The organism is Pseudarthrobacter siccitolerans (assembly GCF_030823375.1).
GTDB lineage: Bacteria > Actinomycetota > Actinomycetes > Actinomycetales > Micrococcaceae > Arthrobacter > Arthrobacter siccitolerans_A.
In genome coordinates, this window is sequence record NZ_JAUSXB010000001.1 from 4,383,003 (window position 1) to 4,405,177 (window position 22,175).

Sequence of the window (22,175 nt, forward strand, 5' to 3'; positions counted from 1 at the left end):
TGTTGTGGAGTTGGGCGCTGCCCAGGCTGCGTCCATCTTGGAAAACGGTACCCAGAAGCCACGCACCTACGAGGTCCGTACCTTCGGCTGCCAAATGAACGTGCATGATTCCGAGCGTATGGCGGGCATGCTGGAGAATGCAGGCTACGTGCCGGCGGACGGCGGGCAGGCCGACGTCGTGGTCTTCAACACCTGTGCCGTGCGGGAAAACGCGGACAACAAGCTCTACGGCAACCTCGGTATGCTGGCCCCCGTGAAGGCAGCCAACCCGGGAATGCAGATCGCGGTGGGCGGCTGCCTGGCGCAGAAGGACCGGGAGACGATCCTGAAGAAGGCGCCCTGGGTGGACGCCGTCTTCGGCACGCACAACGTTGGTGCCCTGCCCGCCCTGCTGGAGCGGGCCCGGCACAACCACGAGGCCCAGCTGGAGATCCTCGAGTCCCTGGACGTTTTCCCGTCCACCCTCCCCACCAAGCGCGATTCCGTCTACTCGGGCTGGGTTTCCATTTCGGTGGGCTGCAACAACACCTGCACCTTCTGCATCGTTCCGGCCCTGCGTGGCAAGGAGAAGGACCGCCGCCCCGGCGACATTCTCGCGGAGATCCAGGCCCTCGTTGATGACGGTGCCATCGAAGTCACCCTGCTGGGACAGAACGTGAACTCCTACGGCGTGGAGTTCGGCGACCGGCAGGCCTTCTCCAAACTCCTTCGCGCCTGCGGTGACATTGAGGGACTGGAACGCGTCCGTTTCACCAGCCCCCACCCGGCCGCCTTCACAGACGACGTCATTGACGCCATGGCCGAAACACCGAATGTGATGCCGCAGCTGCACATGCCGCTGCAGTCGGGCTCGGACAAGGTCCTGCGCGACATGAAGCGCTCCTACCGGTCGGCGAAGTTCCTGGGCATCCTGGACAAGGTCCGTGAAAAGATTCCCCATGCCGCCATCTCCACGGACATCATCGTTGGCTTCCCGGGTGAAACCGAAGAGGACTTCCACGCGACCCTCGACGTCGTGGAGAAGTCCCGCTTCGCCACGGCCTTCACGTTCCAGTACTCCAAACGCCCCGGAACCCCCGCTGCGGACTTGCCGGACCAGCTTCCCAAGGCAGTGGTGCAGGAACGCTTCGAACGGCTCACCGAACTCCAGGACCGCATCGCCGCCGAGGAAAACCGCAAGCAGCTCGGCCGCAAAGTTGAGGTTATGGTCACTGCGCAGTCGGGACGGAAGGCCGGGGAAACCCACCGCTTGTCCGGCCGGTCCCAAGACCAGCGGCTGGTGCACTTCTCCGTCCCTGACGGCGCTGAAGCACCGCGCCCGGGCGACCTCGTAACGGTCACCATCACGGAGGCCGCAGCCTTCCACCTCGTGGCCGATCCCACCCTTGACGATTACAGCCTCCGCCGTTCCCGCGCCGGCGACGCCTGGGACAGGTCGCAGGCCGATTCCTGCGGTGTTCCCGCCCCGGGCACCGGCGACGGCAGGACCGGGGTTTCCCTCGGCATGCCCTCGCTGCCTGTGCGCACCCGCTGACCGGTGGGCTCCCAGCCTGTTATCGCCGTCGTCGGTCCCACCGGCTCAGGCAAGTCAGACCTGGCGGTCAACCTGGCACTCGAACTGGACGGCGAAGTCATCAACGCCGACGCCATGCAGTTCTATCGCGGCATGGACATCGGTACGGCGAAAATGAGCCCCGCTGAACGCAGGGGAGTGCCGCACCACCTTCTGGACATCCTGGATGTGACCCAGGAGGCCAGCGTCTCGCAGTTCCAGGAGCAGGCAAGGGCCGCCATCACCGATATCCACGCGCGCGGCAAGCGGGCCATCCTCGCCGGGGGTTCCGGCCTGTACGTGCGGGCCGCCCTGGACGTCCTGGAATTCCCCGGAACAGATAAGGCGCTGCGGCAGCAGCTTGAGGAAGAGCTGGCGGCCCAGGGCTCGGCGGCACTGCTGGCCCGGCTCCAGGCCGTTGATCCGGTGTCCGCCGCCCGGCTCCTCGATGACCGGCGCATCATCCGCGCATTGGAGGTCCATCACCTCACCGGCCGCCCGTTCAGTTCCTTTATGCCGCAACGGGAGTACTTCCAGCCTGCAGTGCAGATCGGCCTCACCGTGGACCGGGACCAACTGCGCGAGCGGCTGGCGCTCCGCGTGCACCGCATGGTGGACAGCGGGCTGCTTGCCGAGGTGGAGCGGCTCGAAGCCCAAGGACTGCGGGAGGGCAAAACAGCGCCCCGCGCCCTGGGCTACGCACAGTTCCTGCGGGTGCTCGACGGCGCAGCAACAGTCGCGGAGGCCGTTGACGAAACCATCGTGGCCACGCGCCAGTTCGCCCGTCGCCAGCTGACCTGGTTCCGGGCTGACCCGCGCATCAACTGGCTGGACTGGCAGGACCTCGGGCTGACGTCCCGCGCGGCAGCACTCTGCGGCTGAAGGGCTGCTTTGCTAAGGAGGTCCTTGTCCGCGTCTGGGGCAGTTCCTGCCGCGGGGGTCGCGTTATGGAGAGACACTTCGGTTTCGGGCCTGCTCAGCCCGGCCGGTACGCTTGACAGCATGAATGAAACCCTTGCCGAGTCAACCGGGCACGCCTTCCGCACGCTGGGCGGGCTCCGCTTCTCCAAGGGCCACGGCACCGGCAACGATTTTGTCCTGGTGGCCGATCCGGAGGGCGAACACACCATAGCGGCTGAGCAGGTGGCCGCCCTGTGCGACCGCCACCGCGGCATCGGCGGCGACGGCCTGATCCGGGCGGTCCCGTCCCGATTCCTGCCCGAAGGCCGGGAGCTGCTGACCGGCACCCCTGATGCCGAATGGTTCATGGACTACCGCAACGGCGACGGATCACTGTCCGAGATGTGCGGCAACGGCGTCCGCGTCTTCGTGCACTTCCTCCGCACGGAGGGCCTGATCGACCTGCCCGACGGCGGTGCACTCACCATCGGCACCCGCGCCGGCACCAAAACAGTGGTGCGCACAGGCGAGGATTACGCCGTCGATATGGGACCGTGGGAGTTCATCTTCCCCGGCGAGGCCACCGCCAAGGCCATGGACTCGCTGGTGACTGCTGACGGACTGGAAGTTCCCCGTCCCGCGTTATCCGTCAGCATGGGCAACCCCCACACCGTGGTTGCCCTCGCGGAACTCTCGGAACTGGCAGGGACCAGGCTGTACACCGCGCCCGAGGTGGACCCGGTGCCCGCCAACGGCACCAATGTGGAGTTTGTGGTTCCGTCCGACCCGCTGGTGCACGACGGCGTCGGTTCCGTCACCATGCGAGTCCACGAACGCGGCGTGGGGGAGACCCAGTCCTGCGGCACAGGCGCATGCGCCGCCGCCGTCGCCATCCGGCACTGGGCAGGAGCGGAAGCTCCGGACACCTGGCGGGTCAACGTTCCCGGAGGTGTAGTAGGCGTGAAGTTTTTCGCCGGCCCCGGTGGCCATGAACACGTGGAGCTCAGCGGGCCCGCCGTTATTGTGGCAACAGGGACGCTTTCCTGACCTTCAAAATCCGGAACGACTTGGATGTTGATTCCCGGGTTACGGCAAAGGAATCATCCAGTTCGGCCGCCAGCCAGCGCTGCAGGGAGTCCGAGCCCAGGTTTTTTTGCACCACGAGCCATGCCGTTCCACCCGGTGCCAGGCGGGGCAGCCACAGCTTCAGCAGGGAATGCAGTTCGTCCTTGCCGATCCGGATGGGCGGGTTGGACCAGATGGTGTCGAAACGCACGCCCGGATCTACAGCATCGGGCGCGCTGGCCACCACGTTAGTCAGTCCCAGCGCTGTCGCATTCTCATTGGTCAGGGTGATGCAGCGTTCGTTGACGTCCACCGCGTAGACCTTTGAATGCGGCGCCCGCAGGGCCATGGTCAGCGCAATGGGGCCCCAGCCGCAGCCGATGTCCAGCAGGTTGCCGGTGGGCGAAGGGGCGGGGACCTCGGCGAGGAGCACCGCCGTTCCCTTGTCGATGCCGTCCGGGCTGAAGATCCCGCTTGAAGTCTGCAGCCGCCGCGTTTCCCCTGCCAGTTCCACCGTGAGCGGCTTGCGGGTAAACGGGCCGGCGGGGGATGAACTGAAATAGTGTGCGGACTCCATAACTGGCCAGAGTAGTTCCCCTTGCAGCGTAATGGGAAACCGCCGCGGGGGACGGTCTGTTAGGGTAGAACCCATGTTCCTGATCTTCGAGTAGCCGGCACGGGCCACGCCCGTCCCGAAGAAACTGTCCCACAGCGATGCAGGCATTTACGCCTTCCGCACATGTGCACCGGACCACGCATAGGCGTTCGCTCCGGCCGCCGGACAATACTCGAAAGTCAGCCTCCTGCTGTCCCTTTCGGCGATTCTCCGGCCTCTTCCGCTTCGCCACCTCGCGTGAGGTGGCAACCACCCGCCGGACCGCTTGCTGCCCGGCGGGACAATCCAGGAGAACTACATGACCGCAGGCCGTCAGCCCAGCGCGAATACTTCCCCAATCACCACCAATCGGCACTATTCTGGAAATGCCGAACCTTCTAAGGAGACCATGACCAGCCAGCCCAACACCGGATCCGATCCAGCCGCCCAGGACATGAGTCCTGAGGAAATACAGGCTGTCATCGACCGGATTCTCTCCAAGGACGTACCGGCCAAAACCGTCAGCACGCCAAGCACAACGCAACGCGGCGACGGAAAAGGGGTACTGGGGAAAGCCCAGGCAATCTCCCGCCTGGATGAAGAACATTCAACGTACGACGGCGACCAGCAGGACCTCGAGGAACGCCGCGCCCTGCGGCGCACGGCCGGGCTGTCCACCGAACTCGAAGACGTCACCGAAGTCGAATACCGGCAGCTGCGCCTGGAACGGGTGGTCCTTGCAGGCATTTGGTCTGAAGGAACCCTGGCGGACGCGGAAAACTCGCTGCGCGAACTCGCCGCCCTCGCCGAAACCGCCGGTTCAGAGGTCCTGGACGGACTGGTCCAGCGCCGTGACAAGCCGGACCCCGGAACGTTCCTGGGCTCCGGCAAGGCGCTGGAGCTGAAGGACATCGTGATGTCCACCGGCGCCGATACCGTGGTGGTGGACGCCGAGCTGGCTCCGTCCCAGCGCCGTGGCCTTGAGGACATCGTCAAGGTCAAGGTGATCGACCGGACCGGACTGATCCTCGACATTTTCGCGCAGCACGCCAAGAGCCGGGAAGGCAAGGCCCAGGTGGAGCTGGCGCAGCTCGAATACCTGCTGCCGCGCCTCCGCGGCTGGGGCGAGTCGATGTCCCGCCAGGCCGGTGGCCAAGTGGGCGGCGCTGCGGCCGGTATGGGTTCACGTGGTCCCGGTGAAACCAAGATCGAACTGGACCGCCGGAGGATCCGCACGCGCATGGCCAAGCTGCGGCGGGAGATCGCCGCGATGAAGCCCGCCCGCGAAACCAAACGCGCCAACCGCCGTCGTAATGAGGTGCCCTCGGTGGCCATCGCCGGGTACACCAACGCCGGCAAGTCCTCATTGCTGAACCGGCTGACGGACGCCGGCGTGCTGGTGGAGAACGCACTGTTCGCCACGCTGGATCCCACGGTCCGGAAGGCAGAAACTGCTGACGGCCTCGGCTACACGCTGGCGGATACCGTCGGTTTTGTCCGCTCGCTGCCCACGCAGCTGGTGGAGGCCTTCCGCTCCACGCTCGAAGAGGTGGCGGACTCCGATCTGATCCTCCACGTGGTGGACGTTTCACACCCGGACCCCGAAGGCCAGATCGCTGCTGTCCGCAAGGTCTTCAGCGAAGTGGACGCCCGCAAGGTTCCGGAGATCATCGTCCTGAACAAGGCTGACGCCGCCGATCCTTTTGTGGTGGAACGGCTGAAGCAGCGCGAACCGCGGAACGTCGTGGTCTCGGCACGTACCGGGGAAGGCATCCCCGAACTGCTGCAGGCCATCAGTGAGGCCATCCCGCGTCCGTCCGTCAAGCTCGAGCTGCTCATTCCCTACGACCGTGGGGACCTGGTCAGCAAGCTGCACGAATCGGATGCCGAGATCATCAGCGTTGACCATGATGAAGCCGGTACCCGGGCAGTTGTCAAAGTCCGGGAAGGCCTCGCGGCTGAACTGGAATCATTCGTCACCCATGACTGACCTCGTGGCTGACGAAGCCACAGGAACGGCCGGCGAGCAGTTCGTCATCGAACTGCTCGACCGGGCCGTTGCAGGCATGGGCGGGCAGAGCCGGGACGGCCAGCACGAGATGGCCAGGCACGTGGCGCGGGCCATCGAAACCGGGGACCACCTGCTCGTCCAGGCCGGCACGGGTACCGGAAAGTCGTTGGCGTATCTCATACCCCTGATAGCCCATGCCCTGGAGAGCAACAAGCCGGCCCTGGTGTCCACCGCGACCCTCGCCCTGCAGACCCAGATTGTGGGGAGGGACCTTCCCCGGCTCCTGAAAAACATCACTCCCGCCCTGGACCGGCCCGTCAAAGTGGCGCTGGTCAAGGGCCGGTCCAACTATGTGTGCCTGCATAAACTCGAAGGTGGTTTTCCCTCCGAGGAACCCGCCGAGGGCCAGCTGTTTTCCCTGGGGGAAGACACCAGCGTGCCGCACTTTGCCGCGGCCGTAGGCGGTCCTGCCTCCCAGCTCGGCAAGGAAGTGGTCCGCCTCCGGGAATGGGCGGAGAAGACCACCACCGGGGACCGGGACGAGCTCCTGCCCGGCGTCACGGACCGCGCCTGGCGGCAGGTCTCCGTCACGTCAATGGAATGCCTGGGGGCGCAAAAGTGCCCCATGGCGGCAGAATGCTTCAGCGAGCTGGCCCGCCAGAACGCCGACGAAGCCGATGTTGTGGTCACCAACCATGCCATGCTCGCCGTCAGTGCTTTCGAAGGTTTGGCCGTGCTGCCCGAGTATGACGTGGTGGTGGTTGATGAGGCCCACGAGCTCCAGGACCGGGTGACCGGGGCTGTTTCCGGGCAGCTCTCGGTGGCCATGGTCCATGCCGCTGCCGCAGGTGCCCGCAAGCACACAGCCATCACCGTGGATGCGCTCAACGCCGCTGCCGCCAACCTCGAGCTGGCCCTGGCGGGAGTCCCCAACGGACTGCTGCCCAACGGCCTGAACGATGAGCAGCTCGACTGCGTGGACCAGCTTCGCGAGGCCTGCCGGGCGGCCCTGTCCGATTCCAAGGGGGACAGCAGTACAACTGCCGACGGCGGACGGCAGCTCGCCCGTTCCCGGCTGATGGTCATCCTGGAACTGTGCGAACGGCTCCTCGCGGCCCGCGAAAACAGGGAAGTGGTGTGGTTCTCCCGCACCAGCTCCTTTGACCCGCAGCAGGGATACTCCCAGCCGGACGAGACCGCGCCCGCGCTAATCAACGTTGCCCCGCTGTCCGTGGCGGGACGGCTGCGGGAGGGCCTGTTCGCCGGGCATACGGTGGTGCTGACCTCGGCAACCCTGGCCATCGGTTCCGCGTTCGAGCCCGCCGCCGGAGGCCTGGGCCTCGTCGGCGAGGGCGCGCCCAGCTGGACCGGCGTCGATGTGGGATCGCCCTTCGACTACCCCAAGCAGGGCATCCTCTACGTGGCCGGGCACCTGCCCAAGCCCGGCCGTGGAGCGTCCCCGGAATCCCTGGCCGAACTGGAAGCCCTGATCCGGGCATCCAGCGGCGGTGCGCTGTGCCTGTTTTCGTCCCGCCGGGCGGCTGAGGAAGCGGCCGATGCGCTGCGGCCAAAGCTGGGAATGACCATCCTCTGCCAGGGCGACTCCACCATGACGGCCCTGGTGAAGCAGTTTGCGGACGAACCCGATACCTGCCTGTTCGGCACCATGTCCCTATGGCAGGGGGTGGATGTTCCCGGCGGGTCCTGCCGGCTGGTGGTCATTGACCGGATTCCGTTCCCGCGGCCGGACGATCCACTGATGACGGCCCGCTCCCGCGCCGTGGCGCAGGCCGGCGGTAACGGCTTTATGTCCGTTTCAGCCACCCATGCTGCCATCCGCCTGGCCCAGGGAGCCGGACGGCTGATCCGCTCGACGGGCGACAAGGGCGTGGTGGCCGTACTGGACTCCCGGCTCGCCACCGAACGCTATGCAGGCTTCCTTCGCGGCGCGCTGCCGCCCTTCTGGCCCACGACGGACCGGAAGACGGCCATCGCGGCGCTTGAGCGGTTGGCGCAGGAGAACTCCTGACGCTGCCGGGAGTGCCTTCGCGCTGCCGGCGGCCTTCAGGTTCGCGCAACACCTTCGCGTTGCGGGTGAACGCCTGACGCTTTCTAGAGCGAGCGGAGCACCGACACAACCTTGCCCATGATGGTGGCGTGGTCGCCCAGGATGGGTTCGTACTGGGTGTTCTGCGGCAGCAGCCAGGTGTGGCCGTCCCGCTGACGGAAGGTCTTGACGGTGGCTTCGTCGTCCAGCAGCGCCGCGACGATATCCCCGTTGGCGGCGTCCGCCTGGCGGCGTACCACCACCCAGTCGCCGTCGCAGATCGCTGCGTCCACCATCGAATCGCCGGCCACCCTGAGCATAAACAGTTCCCCCTGGCCCACGAGCTGGCGGGGCAGCGGCAGGACATCCTCCACCACCTGGTCGGCCAGGATGGGACCACCGGCGGCGATGCGGCCCACGAGGGGAACCATCGCAGTGTCCATGGCGGTGGGAAGTTGGGTCACCGTGCTGCCGCTGCCCGGCAGCAGGACAGAAGGCTCGGTTGCCGGCTTGGTTGAACCACCATCCAACGTCAGAGGCATCAGCACCTCCATGGCGCGGGGCCGTTTCGGGTCGCGGCGAAGGTAGCCGAGCTTTTCCAGCTGCGACAGCTGGTGCGTAACGCTGGACAAGCTCGCCAGGCCCACGGTGTCACCGATTTCCCGCATGGACGGCGGGTAGCCGTTGTCATTGACCGAGCGCTGGATAGTTTCAAGGATTTTCTTTTGCCGCGGCGTCAGGCCCTTGGCGGTCTTCTTCGGTTGGGAGGTTGCCCTGCCCCCGGCGGCTGCTGCTGCCATATTCGCCAATGCCTTTCAGTTTGCCCTTGCCGTTTGGCCCGGACCTGGAGTTGCCGCCGTAATTGTCAGACCCTGCTGATCAACTTCAGAGGTGGTTGTTCTTGTCTTCCAAGCTAGGCCAGCCACATTGCATTTTCAAACATTTGTTCTAGCGAGTCTCGACATTATTCGTTGATAAGTGCTAAAACAGAGAAAGCAAAGTTCGAACATCTGTTCTACTCGGCTTCAAGCCATTCGAAAACCAGGACCACGTCCCGGGGACATCGACGGCCACCGGGCGAACATCGGGCAGCACGGTCAGGTCCAGGAGGGCTCAGTTCATGTCAGCTACATCTGCTTCACAGGGTTCACGTCCGCAGCTTCTTTCAGTGCATCAACTCATGGCGCAGCCGGCGCGCCCGGCCCCCCTGCCGCCGCTGCGCCTGACCCGGCGCGGAAAGATCGTCCTGATCGGCATCCCCCTGGTCCTGCTGGCGGCGTTGCTGCTCTCCCTCGCCGGCTTCTTCAACTCGCCGGCAAAGGCCTCAGACTCCGCGGCGGACCTTTCCCTTACCCCCACGGTTACTGTCACCGTACAGCCGGGCCAGTCACTGTGGGCCATAGCCGGTACCGTCGACCCGGAGCGTGATGCCCGTGACGTTGTGGCAGACATCGTCCAGCTCAACAACCTGACTGCCGGCGTGGTCCATCCCGGGCAACAGCTCTACGTACCCACGCCCTAGCGCCAGGCACTGTCGCAGCGGAGCTGCACGCTGAGCGCGAACAGCGCACCGTCACATTTTCCGGTCTCCCGCACGGGCACTAAACTGTTCAGGTGAATGACCAGCTAGAGCGCCTGAACCGGCTTCCCCTCCGCAACAACCTTCGTGGCCTTACCCCGTACGGCGCGCCCCAGCTGGATGTCCCCATCCTCCTCAACGTCAACGAGAACACCCATGGTGTGCCCGCGGATGTCCGCGCCGCCATCAGTGCGGCAGTGACGGAGGCCGCTGCAGGGCTCAACCGGTATCCTGACCGCGAATTTACCGAGCTGCGCACGGCCCTCGCGGAGTATCTGGGGCACGGGCTCGATGCATCGAACGTGTGGGCGGCCAACGGCTCCAACGAGGTACTCCAGCAGATCCTCCAGGCTTTCGGCGGCCCCGGCCGCAGCGCGCTGGGCTTTCCCCCCACGTACTCCATGTACCCGCTGCTGGCCAGCGGCACGGACACCGAATACATTGTTGGCGAACGGGCTGACGGTTACGGCCTCACTGCTGAATCTGCCGCCCTGCAGGTCAAGGAACTCCAGCCCAATATCGTTTTCCTCTGCTCCCCGAACAACCCCACGGGTACCGGCCTTGGACTTGACGTGGTGGAGGCCGTATACGAGGCCGGCGAAGCCAGCCAGACGATCGTCATCGTGGATGAGGCGTACCACGAGTTCGCCCATGACGGCACGCCCAGCGCCCTTTCCCTCCTGCCAGGGCGGGAGCGGCTGATTGTCTCGCGCACCATGAGCAAGGCATTTGCCCTGGCCGGGGCGCGCCTCGGCTACATGGCCGCAGCGCCAGAGGTCACCGATGCGCTGCGGCTGGTACGGCTCCCGTACCACCTGTCCGCCATCACCCAGGCCACCGCCCTGGCTGCCCTTCAGCACCGCGAGGCGCTGATGGCGGACGTTGAAGACATCAAGAAACAGCGCGACCGGATTGTGGCGGAGCTGACCAGGATGGGCCTGAAGCCCGCCGCCTCGGACTCCAACTACGTATTCTTCGGCGGGCTGGAGAACCCACACCAGGTCTGGCAGGAGCTGCTCGACGCGGGCGTGCTGATCCGGGACGTCGGAATTCCTGGCCACCTTCGCGTCACCGCAGGCACTGAGACGGAAACCACAGCCTTCCTCACGTCCCTGGAAAGCATCCTTGCCGGCCAGGCCAGGCTTCCGGCCTAGACTGGAAGTACCGGCGCTGGACGCCTGAACCACTCCTTCTTCCCAAAGGACACTTGACCATGAGTTCCACCGGATCCAATGCGGCCAGGACCGCGCGCATGGAGCGTGCCACCAGCGAGTCCTCCGTGCTCGTGGAGATCAACCTTGACGGTACCGGCATCTCGGACATCGACACGTCGGTGCCCTTCTACGACCACATGCTCACCGCGCTGTGCAAGCACTCGCTCATTGACCTGACGGTGAAGGCGACCGGAGACACCCACATCGACGTCCACCACACGGTGGAGGATGTTGCCATCACGTTCGGAGAGGTGCTGCGAACGGCCCTGGGGAACAAGGCCGGAATCCGCCGCTTCGGTGAAGCCACCGTGCCACTGGACGAGGCACTGGCGCACGCCGTGGTCGACGTCTCCGGCCGCCCGTACCTCGTGCACGGCGGGGAACCTGCAGGCCAGGAGTACCACCTGATCGGCGGCCACTTCACCGGCTCGCTGACCCGCCACGTCTTTGAAGCGATCACCCTGCACGCGGGGATCTGCCTGCACATGAACGTCATCGCGGGAAGGGATCCGCACCACATCGTCGAGGCCCAGTTCAAGGCGTTCGCCCGTGCCCTGCGCGCAGCTGTTGAGTCCGATCCCCGCGTCGAAGGCATTCCCTCCACCAAGGGTGCGCTGTGAGCGGCCAGGTCCTTCGGGACGGCGCCATCATCGATCCCTCTGCTTCACAGAAGCTGCCGTCACCCGAGGGGAAACCCACGGTCACGGTCCTCGACTACGGTTCCGGGAACGTCCGCTCGGCAGTCCGTGCGCTGGAGCGCGCTGGCGCCGAGGTGATCCTCAGCTCCAAGCCCGAGGATGTCCTGAACGCCGACGGCCTGGTGGTCCCCGGCGTGGGCGCTTTTGAAACAGTTATGCGCGAACTCAAAGCAGTGGACGGCATCCGCCTCATCGGCCGGCGCGTCGCCGGCGGCCGCCCCGTCCTGGCCATCTGCGTAGGCCTTCAGGTGCTGTTCGAAGCAGGCGTGGAGCACGGTACCGAGGCTGAAGGCATCGGCGAATGGCCCGGCAAGGTGGAACTCCTGCCCGCGGAGGTTGTTCCGCACATGGGCTGGAACACCGTCAAGGTACCGGAAGGCTCAAAGCTTTTTGCCGGCGTCGAAAACGAACGGTTCTACTTCGTGCACTCCTACGGTGTGCAGGAATGGAACTTCGACGTCATCCAGCCACGGATGGCCGCGCCCCTGGTCACCTGGTCCGAGCACGGCGCTCCATTCATCGCTGCCGTGGAAAACGGCCCGCTCTGCGCAACCCAGTTCCACCCGGAAAAGTCCGGCGACGCCGGTGCGCAGCTCCTGCGCAACTGGGTGGAAGCCCTCCGCCGGCCCGCCCCGGCCGGCGGCGACGCCTAAATGTGGTCTGTCCTCCTGATGGGCCTCGCCGGCCTGCTCATCGGCGGCGGTATTTCCTTCCGTCAGCAGCGCAAACCGCTCTGGACCCAGGTTTCCTTCTACGTCCTGGCGGGCATGGCACTGCTGGCCGCCTACCTGCTGACGCTGCCGGCCAACTAGCCGCACCCTACCCATCCGTTCCCCCCAACTTTCGAGGATATTGATGAACACCGCTACCGACCTGCCGGTTCTTGAACTGCTGCCCGCCGTCGACGTCGTCAACGGCCAGGCCGTCCGGCTGGTCCAAGGCGAAGCGGGCAGCGAAACAAGCTATGGAACCCCGCTGGAAGCGGCCCTGAACTGGCAGCAGCAGGGTGCGGAATGGGTCCACCTGGTTGACCTGGACGCCGCCTTCGGCCGCGGTTCGAATGCCGAGCTGCTGCGGGAGGTAGTGGGCCGGCTGGACATCAAGGTTGAACTCTCCGGCGGCCTTCGCGACGACGAAACCCTCGAAGCAGCGCTGGACTTGGGCGTGGCCCGGGTGAACCTGGGGACGGCAGCGCTGGAAAACCCGGAATGGACCCGCCGGGCCATTGAACGCTTCGGTGACAAAATCGCCGTCGGCCTGGATGTCCGCGGAACCACCCTGGCAGGCCGCGGCTGGACCAAGGAAGGCGGGGACCTCTGGGACGTCCTGGGCAGGCTCGAGGAGGCCGGGTGCTCGCGCTACGTGGTCACCGACGTGACCAAGGACGGGACCCTGCAGGGGCCCAACGTGGAACTGCTCCGCCAAATGGTCGACAAAACCGGCAAGCCCGTGGTGGCCTCGGGTGGCATTTCGAGCCTTGATGACCTCAAGGTGCTCCGCTCCCTGGTGCCGCTGGGAGTTGAAGGCGCCATCGTGGGTAAGGCCCTGTACGCCGGTGCCTTTACGCTGCCCGAGGCCCTCGACGTCGCCGGCCGCCGCTAGGCAGCCAGGCCAAAAAGGCAGCACCATGGCCAGCACCGAACCCGGATCCGGCACTCCCCAACGCCACCTCCCCGGCCATATCGCAGCAGCACTGGCCGGCGCAGGTGGTGCCACCGACTCTGCCGGCCAGCCCTGGGCAGGGCGCAGCCTGGCGGGGGAGCACGCCAAGATCCATAACTTTGATAACGACGACGGACTGGCCGACCCCCGCTACCTCACCGCCGTCGCGGCCCTGCAGGCAGGGCACGGGGACGAAGCAGCCGTGGTTGCCGCCCTCGCCACCGCCCGTGTCTTTATCCCGATCGTTGCCCAGCTCGCCGAAGAAGCCGAAGGCCGGGACGGCCTGCAGGCCGACAAGCAGTCGGACATGGCGCTGGTGACCCTCAAAGCCGCTGACGGCAGGACCGCCATGCCGGCGTTCACCTCCGCGGAAGCGCTCAGTTCCTGGCATCCAGAGGCGCGGCCGGTAGCGGTCTACGCAGCCCGCGCAGCCCTTTCCGCCGTATCCGAAGGAGCCGAACTGCTGGTCCTTGACCCGGGCTCGGCAGTGACGTTTGTGGTCCGGCGGCCTGCCATGTGGGCACTGGCCCAGCAGCACGAGTGGATTCCGTCGTACACCGATGACGCCCTCGCCCTCCAGATGCGGCAGGCTGCAGCGGGCTTCCCGGCGGTGCGGAGCCTGGAGCTCCTGCCGGGCAGGGGAGTGGCAACCCGCACGGCTGCCGGCGCCACCCTCGGCGGCGGGGGCGCCGGTCCCGAACTGCAGGTGGTCCTCTACCTTGAGGACGGCCTGGACGCCGCCGCCGTCCAGGAGTTGGTGGCCGGACTCCAGGCTGAGTGGTCCCGGAATGTATTGTTTGGTGAGCGGGTCGATTCCATCGAGGTAAAACTGCGGCGCGCTGTCCACTAGCTGCGGCGAGGAGGGGGATCCCCGGCCGGCTGCGGCAGACCGAAGGATTCTTTAGTGAATTTCGCTCTCTACCGGGAGTTGCTCGCCGTGCGGCCCATCAGGCGGCTGCTCCTGGTGGGTATGATCGCCCGGATCCCGCACTCGGCAGCCGGCGTGCTGCTGACCCTGCACATCGTCCTTACCCTCGGCCAGGGATACGCCGCTGCCGGCGCGGCCGCCGCGGTGATGACCATCGGCATCGCCGTTGGCGCACCCTGGCGGGGCCGCCGGGTAGATACGGTGGGCCTGCGCAAGGCCTTGATTCCTTCGGTGGTGTCCGAGACGGTCATTTGGTCCGTTGTACCGCATGTGTCCTACCAGTGGCTCCTGCCGCTGGTCTTTGTGGGCGGACTCCTCACATTGCCCATCTTCAGCGTGGTGCGGCAGTCCTTGGGCGTGCTGGCCGACGGCGATCAGCGCCGCACCGCCTTCGCCCTCGACGCGATCACCACGGAAGTGGTGTTTATGATCGGTCCGGCCGCCGGGGCCATCGTCGCCACCAGCGGCTTCAGCGTTGCCGGCCTGACGATTGTGGGCGTGTCCACGTCACTGGCCGGACTGTTCCTGATGTGGTTCAACCCACCCACCCGCAGCGTCACAATCGTTGACGACTGCGAGGCGGACCAGCAGCGCGCGGCCGAGGCTGCCGTCGTCGCCACCGCCCCCGCCCACGTTCAGGAAGCGGCCGCGGACCTGGCCCCCGCGGGTGCACACACTGCCCGCAGCGCCGGTTTGAGGGAGAGAGTGGCGGTCAGCTTTACGTGGTTCACCGCCTCTGTGGCAGCACTCTTCGCGGTTGCCGCCGGGGCAGGAATGGTTCTCAGTGGCACCGACGTGGGAATCGTCGCCGCGCTCGAAAGGGGCGGACACCAGGCCGAAATCGGCATCGTCTTCCTGTTCTGGTGCGCTGCCTCGGTAGTGGGCGGACTCATCTACGGTGCGATGCACCGGCCCATCTCGCCCATTCTCCTGCTCCTGGGCATGGCCGCCCTGACCATCCCCATGGGCTTCGCCCACGACACCTGGACCCTCGCCCTGGTCTCGCTGCTCCCCGGCCTGCTGTGCGCTCCGGTGCTGTCCTCGGCATCGGAGAATTGGCGGACCTGGTGTCCGAGGAGCGCCGGGGCGAGGCAATGGGCTGGTACGGCTCGGCGCTCACGGCCGGCGTGGCGTTTGGCGCTCCGCTGGCGGGCGTCTTCATCGACCAGGTGGGGCCGTCCGGAGGTTTCGTCGCGGTGGGTGCGGCGGGAGTTGCGCTGTGCCTGGTGGGGTTGGTGCTCCAGCGCCGGCGGCGCCGCAGGTGGGCCGCCTGACCCCCACCCTTCATCGATTGCCCGTAACGGCCTCTAAAGTTCGCCAAGACGGCAGTTACGGAGCAACCGTTGGTCCCGACGGGGCTGGCACTGCCGGAACCGACGACGGCGGCGGGCGGCCCGTGTGGGCCGGCCCGCCGCCGTCGTAATCATGTGAGGTGCTCGTGGCGTGGTACGGCAGTCCTTAGTTGACGGCGCCCGTGTACTTTTCGCCCGGGCCCTTGCCGGGGGCATCGGGGATCAGCGACTCTTCGCGGAAAGCCAGCTGCAGCGACCGCAGGCCATCACGCAAGGGTCCTGCGTGCTGGGAGCCGATTTCAGGAGCCGCAGCGGTCACCAGGCCGGCCAGCGCGGTGATCAGTTTCCGGGCCTCGTCCAGGTCCTTGAGCTCCTCGGCGTTCTCTTCCGCTGCCAGGCCAAGTTTGACGGCAGCGGCACTCATCAGGTGGACGGCTGCGGTGGTGATGACCTCAATGGCCGGCACTTCGGAAATGTCGCGGATTTGCTGGGAGACGTCGCCGGCGGCGCCGGCGGGCTCGAAAACGTGTGAATTACTGTCTGGGGTGCTCATACTGGTAAGCTTGACACAGACCGACTGGATGTCGTTATTTCAGAGATTGTTCCCAAAAACGATCAAGGTTCCCAGCAACGCCTGCGTTGTGGGGAACTTTTTCTGTAGAATGGCATGCAGTTTGCAAGCGGAGTTCTCTCCCACCCGCGTCAGCCGCTGTTCCGGAAGTTTTATGGAACGCAAGGTTGCCGGGTACCTGGTTGGCAGCGGAACCGGCATACGCCGGCACCAAACGTGCTGTTCCTTTTTGGACGCACCCACCCAGTCTTTGAGGCCTTCGATTGCTCCGGCAATTGGGGGCCTTCCCTATTTTCCGGATCCCACAACAACACAGGAGCTTTAACATTAGCGAGCCAAGAATCAATGAGCGTATCCGCGTCCCCGAGGTGCGGCTGGTCGGCCCTGCAGGTGAACAGGTAGGAATCGTCCGTATTGAGGATGCCCTGCGTCTGGCCGCCGAGTCCGATCTTGATCTCGTTGAAGTTGCACCTCAGGCGAAGCCTCCGGTGTGCAAGCTGATGGACTTCGGCAAGTACAAGTACGAGGCCGCGGTCAAGGCACGTGAAGCACGGAAGAACCAGACGAACACTGTTCTGAAGGAAATCCGCTTCCGCCTGAAGATTGACACCCACGACTACGAGACCAAGCGCGGGCACGCACTGCGCTTCCTCGGCGCCGGGGACAAGGTCAAGGCCATGATCCAGTTCCGTGGCCGTGAACAGCAGCGTCCGGAAATGGGCATCCGCCTGCTCCAGCGCTTCGCCGAGGACGTCGCCGAAGTCGGCGTGGTTGAATCCAGTCCCCGCATCGACGGCCGCAACATGGTCATGGTGGTTGGGCCGCTGAAGAACAAGGCTGAGGCCAAGGCCGAAGCACGCCGCGCCACGCAGCGGGCAGAAGCGAAGGCACAGAACGAAGCCAAGGCATCTGGCCGCATCGACGTGTCCGGCGACGACCAGGCACCCCTGACGCAGTCCCTCGCGGACCTGCTTCCTGAGGGATTCACGGTTTCAACGGAACCGGAAGCAGCGCCTGAGGCTCCCGTGCAGGAGGCGGCACCCGCCGTCGAACCTGCTGCTGAAGAAGTTCCGGCCAAGGCAGCCGAAGCTCCTAAGCAGGAAGCCCCGAAGCAGGAAGCTCCTAAGCAGGAAGCCCCGAAGCAGGAAGCTCCCAAGCAGGAAGCCCCCAAGGCTGCGGCTCCGAGGCAGGAAGCTCCCAAGGCTGCGGCTCCGAGGCAGGAAGCTCCCAAGGCTGCCGCACCCAAGGCTGCTGCACCGGCTCCCCAGCCGGCCGCGGCAAAGCCCGAAGCCGCCAAGCCGGCAGCCGCGGCGCCGAAGCCCGCAGCAGTCCCTGCTCCGCCGAAGCCGGTGGCCAGGCCAGCTGCACCCAAGCCCGCTGCCCGCCCTGCCCCCAAGGCAGTGCCGAAGCCCGCTGGTAAGAAGACCACTTAGTTCACAGCTGCCGGAGGTCGCCCTCCGGCAGTCCGCAACCAGCACGCCGCCCCCAGGGGCAGCTGCGCGATAGAACTGCAGGCCCCGCCTGCGGATACGTAAGGAGATCGGTTCCCATGCCGAAGATGAAAACCCACAGTGGTGCTAAGAAGCGCTTCAAGCTGACCGGCAGCGGCAAGCTGCGCCGCCAGCAGGCCAACCGCCGCCACTACCTCGAGCACAAGTCCTCCAGGCTGACCCGCCGCCTTGCCGGCGACAAGATCGTCTTCAAGGGCGACGCCAAGGTCATCCGGAAGATGCTCGGCATCTAATTTCCAAGTTCTTTGACTGGCACCACCTGGTGTAAGTCACCTGCCAAAAAGCCTTCTCAGGCCGCCGGAAATCCGGCAGTAGATGCTTGGGATCAGAATTTCGAAGGAGTACGCACGTGGCACGTGTGAAGAGGGCGGTCAACGCCCACAAGAAGCGCCGGGTTATCCTTGAACGCGCAAAGGGCTACCGTGGACAGCGTTCACGCCTGTACCGCAAGGCCAAAGAGCAGCTGCTGCACTCGTTTGTGTACAGCTACGGCGACCGCAAGAAGAAGAAGGGCGACTTCCGCCGCCTCTGGATCCAGCGCATCAACGCTGCATCCCGCGCCAACGGCCTCACCTACAACCGTCTCATCCAGGGCCTGAAGGCCGCCGAGGTTGAGGTTGACCGCCGCATGCTGGCCGAGCTGGCTGTCTCCGACGCCAACGCTTTCGCCGCACTGGTCCAGGTTGCCAAGGACTCGCTGCCCGCTGACACCTCCGCCAAGAAGGTTGCCACGGCCTAGCAGCTGATGCCTTCCCTCCCAGGAGGGGCAGTTCAGGAACAGGTGGCCCTAGCCACTAAAGTTTCCTATATGAACGAAACCGGGCGCCCGCAGGATTTTCCACTCTCCAACCCCCGAGCTGATCGGGTCAGGGATGTGGCAAAACTTGCCGGGCGCCCGGCCCGTTTAAAGCGCGGACAGTTCCTGGCTGAAGGCCCGCAGGCGGTACGCGAAGCCTTGAAGCTCCATCAACAGCGCCTCGCCGGGGGAGCCCCTGGTGTTGTCACCGAGGTGTTCGCCAGTGAAGCCTGCCTGGACAAATTCCCGGAATTCGAAGAACTTTCCGAAGGCAGCAATGCGCGGCTGGCCACCGACGAGGTCCTGGCCGCTATGGCGGACACAGTCAACCCGCAGGGCATCATTGCCGTCTGCCGGTTCGTCGATGTGGCACTTGAGGAAGTGCTCGACGCCGGCCCGCGCCTCATCGCCGTACTCTGCCAGGTCAGGGACCCGGGGAATGCCGGAACGGTCCTGCGCGCCGCGGACTCGGCGGGAGCGGACGCCGTCATCCTTACCGGCTCGAGCGTGGATATCTATAACCCCAAGGCGGTCCGTTCGACGGCGGGCTCCCTGTTCCACCTTCCCGTTGTGCTGGGCGCGGACGTCACCGAACTGACCGCTGCCTGCCGGGCCCGGGGGATCGGCATCCTCGCCGCAGACGGGTACGGTTCCCTCAACCTGGACGCGCTGCAGGACGAGAACGCCCGCCGCCGCCTGACGGGGGACAATACCCCGTCGGAGTATGACCTGGAAAAACCCACCGCCTGGCTCTTCGGCAACGAGGCGCAGGGGCTGTCCCAGTCCGAGCTTGACCTGGCCGACCACCGGGTGGCGGTGCCGGTATACGGGGCGGCGGAAAGCCTCAACCTCGGCACCGCTGCCACCGTCTGCCTTTATGCCAGCGCGCGCTCCCAGCACCTGCCGGCAGCCCTGCCGAGGTAGCTGAATCCGGGTACCAACGGCAGCGAGGGCCCGGATCAACCGGAGCCCTCGCTTGTGTGAAACGGAAATTTACCGGGAACTCAGGGCGCGCGTGTTGCCTTGCCGCGTCCGGTGATGGCACCGTAGATGCCGGCAACCACCAGGCCGCCTACGATGGCGAGAATCCACGTGCCGAGATCGAAGAAGGCCATATCGCCTTTGTTGAAGAGCAGGCTGCCGATCCAGCCGCCTACTATTGCGCCAACCACACCCAGAACAAGGCTGGTGACCCAACCGCCGCCCACCCTGCCGGGCATCACGGCTTTAACAATGGCCCCCACGATGAGGCCGAGAATAATCCAAGCAAGAAAACCCATGTCTCCTCCTTATAGTGACCGGGATAAACCGTCCCGATGAGGTTCAAGCTAACATAGGGCCCCGTGGTTGTCAGCAGGCTTATGGCCTGTCGCTGGTGCGTGTCTGCAAAGGGGGAGGGTACGGTAACTATGGGCGGAGCCGAGGCAGGATCCGCAGATTGAGTGTGTTCCCAAACCATAAATGAGGTGAACCCCATTGGCTGCAAGTGGCGGTACAAAGGCGATTATTGCGGCTCTTGCCGCCAACCTGACCATCGCCCTCCTGAAGTTTGTTGCGTACTTCCTGACGAGTTCGTCGTCGATGCTCGCCGAAGCCATCCACTCGGTGGCGGACTCCGGCAACCAGATGCTTTTGCTGGTTGGCGGCAAGAAGTCCCAGCGGGCTGCCAGCCCGGAGCATCCCTTCGGCTATGGCCGCGAGCGGTATATCTACGCCTTCATTGTGTCCATCGTGCTGTTCAGCGTCGGCGGCCTCTTTGCCCTGTATGAGGCGTGGGAGAAGTTCCAGCATCCGCACGCCATCGAGGGCGACTTCTGGTGGGTTCCCCTGGCAGTTCTGGTGGGGGCGATCGCCGCCGAATCCTTCTCGTTCCGGACTGCCATCAAGGAATCGAACCACCTCCGCGGACAGCAGTCCTGGGCCAAGTTTGTGCGCAGCGCGAAGCAGCCGGAACTGCCCGTCATCCTGCTCGAGGATTTGGGGGCGCTGCTGGGCCTGGCGTTCGCCCTCGTGGGCGTCAGCATGACGCTTGCTACTGGTAACGGACTCTGGGACGCTGCGGGCACAGGCATGATCGGCCTCCTGCTGGTGGCAATTGCCGTGATCCTTGCCCTGGAGACGAAGTCCCTGCTCCTGGGTGAATCAGCTTCCAAGGATGACGTGGAGCGTATTGCGCAAGCCATCGAGGCGGACGGTAGCCGGATCATCCACCTCAAGACGCTGCACCTCGGGCCGGAGGAACTGCTGGTGGCCGCCAAGATCGCCATCAACCGCAACGCCACCGGCGAAGAGATCGCCAGGGAAATCGATAGCGCCGAGTCACGCATCCGTTCAGCGGTGCCTATTGCCAGGGTGATCTACCTGGAGCCGGACCTGCACCGTTCCGATGCAGCAGGTGCCGGCCATCAACCTGCTGCCGCAGCACCGGGACCCTGACCGCGCCCGGCCAGACCATCAACGCCAGGCAGCCGCTGGCTGCCTCACATCAGGCGGCCAGCGGCTTTTTGCGCTCCAGCAGGCCGCTGGTGACGGCAACGCCCAGGCCCAGGATGGCCAGGCCGGCGCCCACCAGGGCGGGGGCAACATAGCCCCAGCCCCAGGCGATCACGAGCCCGCCCAGGAATGCTCCCAGTGCGTTGGCCACATTCAGGGCGGCGTGGTTCAGGGATGACGCCAGGGACGGTGCGTCGGGGGAGGCGTCCAGGAGGCGGGTCTGCAGCGCCGGTATGAGCATGGATCCGGAAGCGCCCACCACAAACACCATCACCAGGGCCGACCAGGGCCAGTGCGCGGCGATGGCGTACACCACCAAGGCCACGGCGATGGCCGGCAGCACGCTGTAGAGCGTGCCCATTACGGATTCGTCCGCGAGCCTGCCGCCCACCATGTTGCCGGCCACCATGCCCAGCCCGTAGAGGGCCACCACCAGTGGAATCAGCGAGGAGGGGAGGCCGGCAACGTGGGTCATGGTGTGGGAGATATAGGTGTAGGTGGCAAAGAAACCGCCAAAGCCCACGATGCCGATCAGGATGGCAAGCCAGACCTGGAGCCGCTTGAGCGCCCCGAGTTCGCGGCGGATGCTGGCATCCGGATGGGCCTCGTGGAAGGGAACAAACCGCCAGATCAGCACCAGGGTCAGCATTCCAAGCAGGCCCACCAGGATAAAGAGCAGCCGCCAGCCGTAGGTCTGGCCCACCCAGGTTGCTGCCGGAACACCAATGACATTGGAGATACTCAGGCCCGCCATCACCATGGAGATCGCCCATCCGCGCCGGGTGGGCGGCACCAGCGAGGCGGCGATGACGGCGGCAACGCCAAAGAATGCGCCGTGTGGGAGCCCGGCCGCGAAACGTGAAACCAGCATGGTTCCGTAATCGGGGGCCAGGAAGGAAGCCAGGTTGGCCACGGTGAAGAACAGCATCAGGCCCAGGGCCAGGTTCTTCCGGGGAAGTTTGGCGCCGACGGCGGCCAGCAGCGGTGCGCCGACCACCACTCCCAGCGCGTAGGCGGAGATGAGGTGCCCGGCTTCGGGGGTGCTGATGTTCAGGCCCTGTTCAACTTCCTTGAGCAGGCCCATCATGGTGAACTCGGTGACGCCGATTCCCACCCCGCCCATGGCGAGGGCAATGATGGCCATGGCGAGGTTGGGGGCGGTGGTGCGGGTTGCCGTGGCGGACTGTACGACGCTGCTCATGTGCCTGCTTTTCGAATGCTGGAGATACAAGGTGGGCTGCAGCCACGGCAGTGGGGCTGG

The 22,175-nt window shown here is 65.5% G+C and carries 22 protein-coding genes and 1 pseudogene; 18 read left to right on the top strand and 5 right to left on the bottom strand.

Annotated elements, in window-relative coordinates; genetic code table 11:
• Positions 1-4: 4 nt before the first annotated feature.
• The 3 genes from miaB (at position 5) to dapF (ending at position 3,499) form a co-directional block, all read left to right on the top strand.
• Positions 5-1,534 carry a tRNA (N6-isopentenyl adenosine(37)-C2)-methylthiotransferase MiaB gene (miaB, locus tag QFZ36_RS20335; protein ID WP_373427092.1) on the top strand — a complete coding sequence of 510 codons (1,530 nt, stop codon included), beginning with the start codon at positions 5-7 and terminating at the stop codon, positions 1,532-1,534.
• A gap of 3 nt (positions 1,535-1,537) precedes the next feature.
• Entirely contained in the window at positions 1,538-2,434 is an 897-nt protein-coding gene (miaA, locus tag QFZ36_RS20340) for a tRNA (adenosine(37)-N6)-dimethylallyltransferase MiaA (RefSeq protein ID WP_306638968.1), read from the top strand.
• Positions 2,435-2,554: 120 nt separating this feature from the next.
• On the top strand, positions 2,555-3,499 hold the full coding sequence (dapF, locus tag QFZ36_RS20345; protein WP_306638970.1) for a diaminopimelate epimerase: 945 nt from the start codon (positions 2,555-2,557) through the stop codon (positions 3,497-3,499).
• On the opposite strand, the gene QFZ36_RS20350 is transcribed toward dapF, so the two are convergent.
• The gene (locus QFZ36_RS20350; protein ID WP_306638972.1) at positions 3,471-4,094 is read right to left on the bottom strand and encodes a class I SAM-dependent methyltransferase; all 624 of its coding nucleotides are present in this window, start codon (positions 4,092-4,094) and stop codon (positions 3,471-3,473) included. The two genes, dapF and QFZ36_RS20350, sit on opposite strands and share 29 nt — an antisense overlap.
• Before the next feature lie 427 nt (positions 4,095-4,521).
• On the opposite strand from QFZ36_RS20350, the gene hflX reads away from it, so the two are divergent.
• Both hflX and QFZ36_RS20360 read left to right on the top strand, forming a co-directional pair.
• Entirely contained in the window at positions 4,522-6,102 is a 1,581-nt protein-coding gene (gene hflX, locus QFZ36_RS20355; RefSeq protein ID WP_306638974.1) for a GTPase HflX, read from the top strand.
• On the top strand, positions 6,095-8,152 hold the full coding sequence (locus QFZ36_RS20360) for an ATP-dependent DNA helicase (protein ID WP_306638976.1): 2,058 nt from the start codon (positions 6,095-6,097) through the stop codon (positions 8,150-8,152). The genes hflX and QFZ36_RS20360 overlap by 8 nt, the downstream gene beginning before the upstream one ends.
• Positions 8,153-8,235: 83 nt before the next feature.
• On the opposite strand, the gene lexA is transcribed toward QFZ36_RS20360, so the two are convergent.
• A complete protein-coding gene (gene lexA / locus QFZ36_RS20365) occupies positions 8,236-8,970 on the bottom strand; it encodes a transcriptional repressor LexA (protein WP_306638977.1) in 735 nt (244 codons plus the stop codon).
• Between the two features lie 380 nt (positions 8,971-9,350).
• Between lexA and QFZ36_RS20370 the strand changes: the two genes are divergently transcribed.
• The 8 genes and pseudogenes from QFZ36_RS20370 (at position 9,351) to QFZ36_RS20405 (ending at position 15,525) form a co-directional block, all read left to right on the top strand.
• On the top strand, positions 9,351-9,692 hold the full coding sequence (locus QFZ36_RS20370; RefSeq protein WP_306639293.1) for a LysM peptidoglycan-binding domain-containing protein: 342 nt from the start codon (positions 9,351-9,353) through the stop codon (positions 9,690-9,692).
• Positions 9,693-9,784: 92 nt separating this feature from the next.
• Positions 9,785-10,903: a histidinol-phosphate transaminase gene (locus QFZ36_RS20375; RefSeq protein WP_306638978.1), complete on the top strand. Its 1,119-nt coding sequence runs from the start codon at positions 9,785-9,787 to the stop codon at positions 10,901-10,903.
• 59 nt (positions 10,904-10,962) lie between these two features.
• Complete coding sequence (gene hisB, locus QFZ36_RS20380; RefSeq protein ID WP_306638980.1) at positions 10,963-11,583, top strand: imidazoleglycerol-phosphate dehydratase HisB; 621 nt, start codon at positions 10,963-10,965, stop codon at positions 11,581-11,583.
• Complete coding sequence (hisH, locus tag QFZ36_RS20385) at positions 11,580-12,314, top strand: imidazole glycerol phosphate synthase subunit HisH (protein WP_306638981.1); 735 nt, start codon at positions 11,580-11,582, stop codon at positions 12,312-12,314. Before hisB ends, hisH begins: the two co-directional genes overlap by 4 nt.
• Positions 12,315-12,473, top strand: a complete 159-nt coding sequence (locus tag QFZ36_RS20390; RefSeq protein WP_200833278.1) for a hypothetical protein — start codon at positions 12,315-12,317, stop codon at positions 12,471-12,473.
• Between the two features lie 43 nt (positions 12,474-12,516).
• Entirely contained in the window at positions 12,517-13,263 is a 747-nt protein-coding gene (gene priA / locus QFZ36_RS20395) for a bifunctional 1-(5-phosphoribosyl)-5-((5-phosphoribosylamino)methylideneamino)imidazole-4-carboxamide isomerase/phosphoribosylanthranilate isomerase PriA (protein ID WP_306638982.1), read from the top strand.
• A gap of 25 nt (positions 13,264-13,288) precedes the next feature.
• Positions 13,289-14,173, top strand: a complete 885-nt coding sequence (locus tag QFZ36_RS20400; protein WP_306638983.1) for an SseB family protein — start codon at positions 13,289-13,291, stop codon at positions 14,171-14,173.
• Between the two features lie 54 nt (positions 14,174-14,227).
• Positions 14,228-15,525: pseudogene (locus tag QFZ36_RS20405) on the top strand (MFS transporter).
• Between the two features lie 184 nt (positions 15,526-15,709).
• Here QFZ36_RS20405 and QFZ36_RS20410 read toward each other — a convergent pair.
• Positions 15,710-16,096 (bottom strand): DUF1844 domain-containing protein, encoded by a 387-nt coding sequence (locus QFZ36_RS20410; protein WP_306638984.1) that lies wholly within the window; start codon positions 16,094-16,096, stop codon positions 15,710-15,712.
• A 386-nt stretch (positions 16,097-16,482) separates the two neighbouring features.
• Here QFZ36_RS20410 and infC point away from each other — a divergent pair, with 386 nt between their 5' ends.
• From infC to QFZ36_RS20430, 4 genes are all read left to right on the top strand, one after another.
• Positions 16,483-17,547 (top strand): translation initiation factor IF-3, encoded by a 1,065-nt coding sequence (gene infC, locus QFZ36_RS20415; RefSeq protein WP_373427059.1) that lies wholly within the window; start codon positions 16,483-16,485, stop codon positions 17,545-17,547.
• Between the two features lie 116 nt (positions 17,548-17,663).
• A complete protein-coding gene (gene rpmI / locus QFZ36_RS20420) occupies positions 17,664-17,858 on the top strand; it encodes a 50S ribosomal protein L35 (RefSeq protein ID WP_009358635.1) in 195 nt (64 codons plus the stop codon).
• Between the two features lie 116 nt (positions 17,859-17,974).
• Positions 17,975-18,364: a 50S ribosomal protein L20 gene (gene rplT / locus QFZ36_RS20425; protein ID WP_142035313.1), complete on the top strand. Its 390-nt coding sequence runs from the start codon at positions 17,975-17,977 to the stop codon at positions 18,362-18,364.
• A 69-nt stretch (positions 18,365-18,433) separates the two neighbouring features.
• On the top strand, positions 18,434-19,345 hold the full coding sequence (locus QFZ36_RS20430) for a TrmH family RNA methyltransferase (RefSeq protein ID WP_306638994.1): 912 nt from the start codon (positions 18,434-18,436) through the stop codon (positions 19,343-19,345).
• Positions 19,346-19,425: 80 nt separating this feature from the next.
• Here the strand turns inward: QFZ36_RS20430 and QFZ36_RS20435 are convergent, their stop codons facing one another.
• On the bottom strand, positions 19,426-19,701 hold the full coding sequence (locus QFZ36_RS20435; RefSeq protein ID WP_142035319.1) for a GlsB/YeaQ/YmgE family stress response membrane protein: 276 nt from the start codon (positions 19,699-19,701) through the stop codon (positions 19,426-19,428).
• A 196-nt stretch (positions 19,702-19,897) separates the two neighbouring features.
• On the opposite strand from QFZ36_RS20435, the gene QFZ36_RS20440 reads away from it, so the two are divergent.
• Positions 19,898-20,857 (top strand): cation diffusion facilitator family transporter, encoded by a 960-nt coding sequence (locus QFZ36_RS20440; RefSeq protein WP_306638995.1) that lies wholly within the window; start codon positions 19,898-19,900, stop codon positions 20,855-20,857.
• A gap of 49 nt (positions 20,858-20,906) precedes the next feature.
• Here the strand turns inward: QFZ36_RS20440 and QFZ36_RS20445 are convergent, their stop codons facing one another.
• A complete protein-coding gene (locus tag QFZ36_RS20445; RefSeq protein WP_306638997.1) occupies positions 20,907-22,115 on the bottom strand; it encodes an MFS transporter in 1,209 nt (402 codons plus the stop codon).
• Positions 22,116-22,175: the final 60 nt, after the last annotated feature.

Coding starts and splice junctions, on each gene's coding strand:
- dapF (WP_306638970.1), top strand. CDS start 2,555: ATGAATGAAACCCTTGCCGAGTCAACCGGGCACGCCTTCCGCACGCTG.
- QFZ36_RS20350 (WP_306638972.1), bottom strand. CDS start 4,094: ATGGAGTCCGCACACTATTTCAGTTCATCCCCCGCCGGCCCGTTTACC.
- hflX (WP_306638974.1), top strand. CDS start 4,522: ATGACCAGCCAGCCCAACACCGGATCCGATCCAGCCGCCCAGGACATG.
- QFZ36_RS20360 (WP_306638976.1), top strand. CDS start 6,095: ATGACTGACCTCGTGGCTGACGAAGCCACAGGAACGGCCGGCGAGCAG.
- lexA (WP_306638977.1), bottom strand. CDS start 8,970: ATGGCAGCAGCAGCCGCCGGGGGCAGGGCAACCTCCCAACCGAAGAAG.
- QFZ36_RS20370 (WP_306639293.1), top strand. CDS start 9,351: ATGGCGCAGCCGGCGCGCCCGGCCCCCCTGCCGCCGCTGCGCCTGACC.
- hisB (WP_306638980.1), top strand. CDS start 10,963: ATGAGTTCCACCGGATCCAATGCGGCCAGGACCGCGCGCATGGAGCGT.
- QFZ36_RS20390 (WP_200833278.1), top strand. CDS start 12,315: ATGTGGTCTGTCCTCCTGATGGGCCTCGCCGGCCTGCTCATCGGCGGC.
- priA (WP_306638982.1), top strand. CDS start 12,517: ATGAACACCGCTACCGACCTGCCGGTTCTTGAACTGCTGCCCGCCGTC.
- QFZ36_RS20400 (WP_306638983.1), top strand. CDS start 13,289: ATGGCCAGCACCGAACCCGGATCCGGCACTCCCCAACGCCACCTCCCC.
- QFZ36_RS20410 (WP_306638984.1), bottom strand. CDS start 16,096: ATGAGCACCCCAGACAGTAATTCACACGTTTTCGAGCCCGCCGGCGCC.
- rpmI (WP_009358635.1), top strand. CDS start 17,664: ATGCCGAAGATGAAAACCCACAGTGGTGCTAAGAAGCGCTTCAAGCTG.
- QFZ36_RS20430 (WP_306638994.1), top strand. CDS start 18,434: ATGAACGAAACCGGGCGCCCGCAGGATTTTCCACTCTCCAACCCCCGA.
- QFZ36_RS20435 (WP_142035319.1), bottom strand. CDS start 19,701: ATGGGTTTTCTTGCTTGGATTATTCTCGGCCTCATCGTGGGGGCCATT.
- QFZ36_RS20445 (WP_306638997.1), bottom strand. CDS start 22,115: ATGAGCAGCGTCGTACAGTCCGCCACGGCAACCCGCACCACCGCCCCC.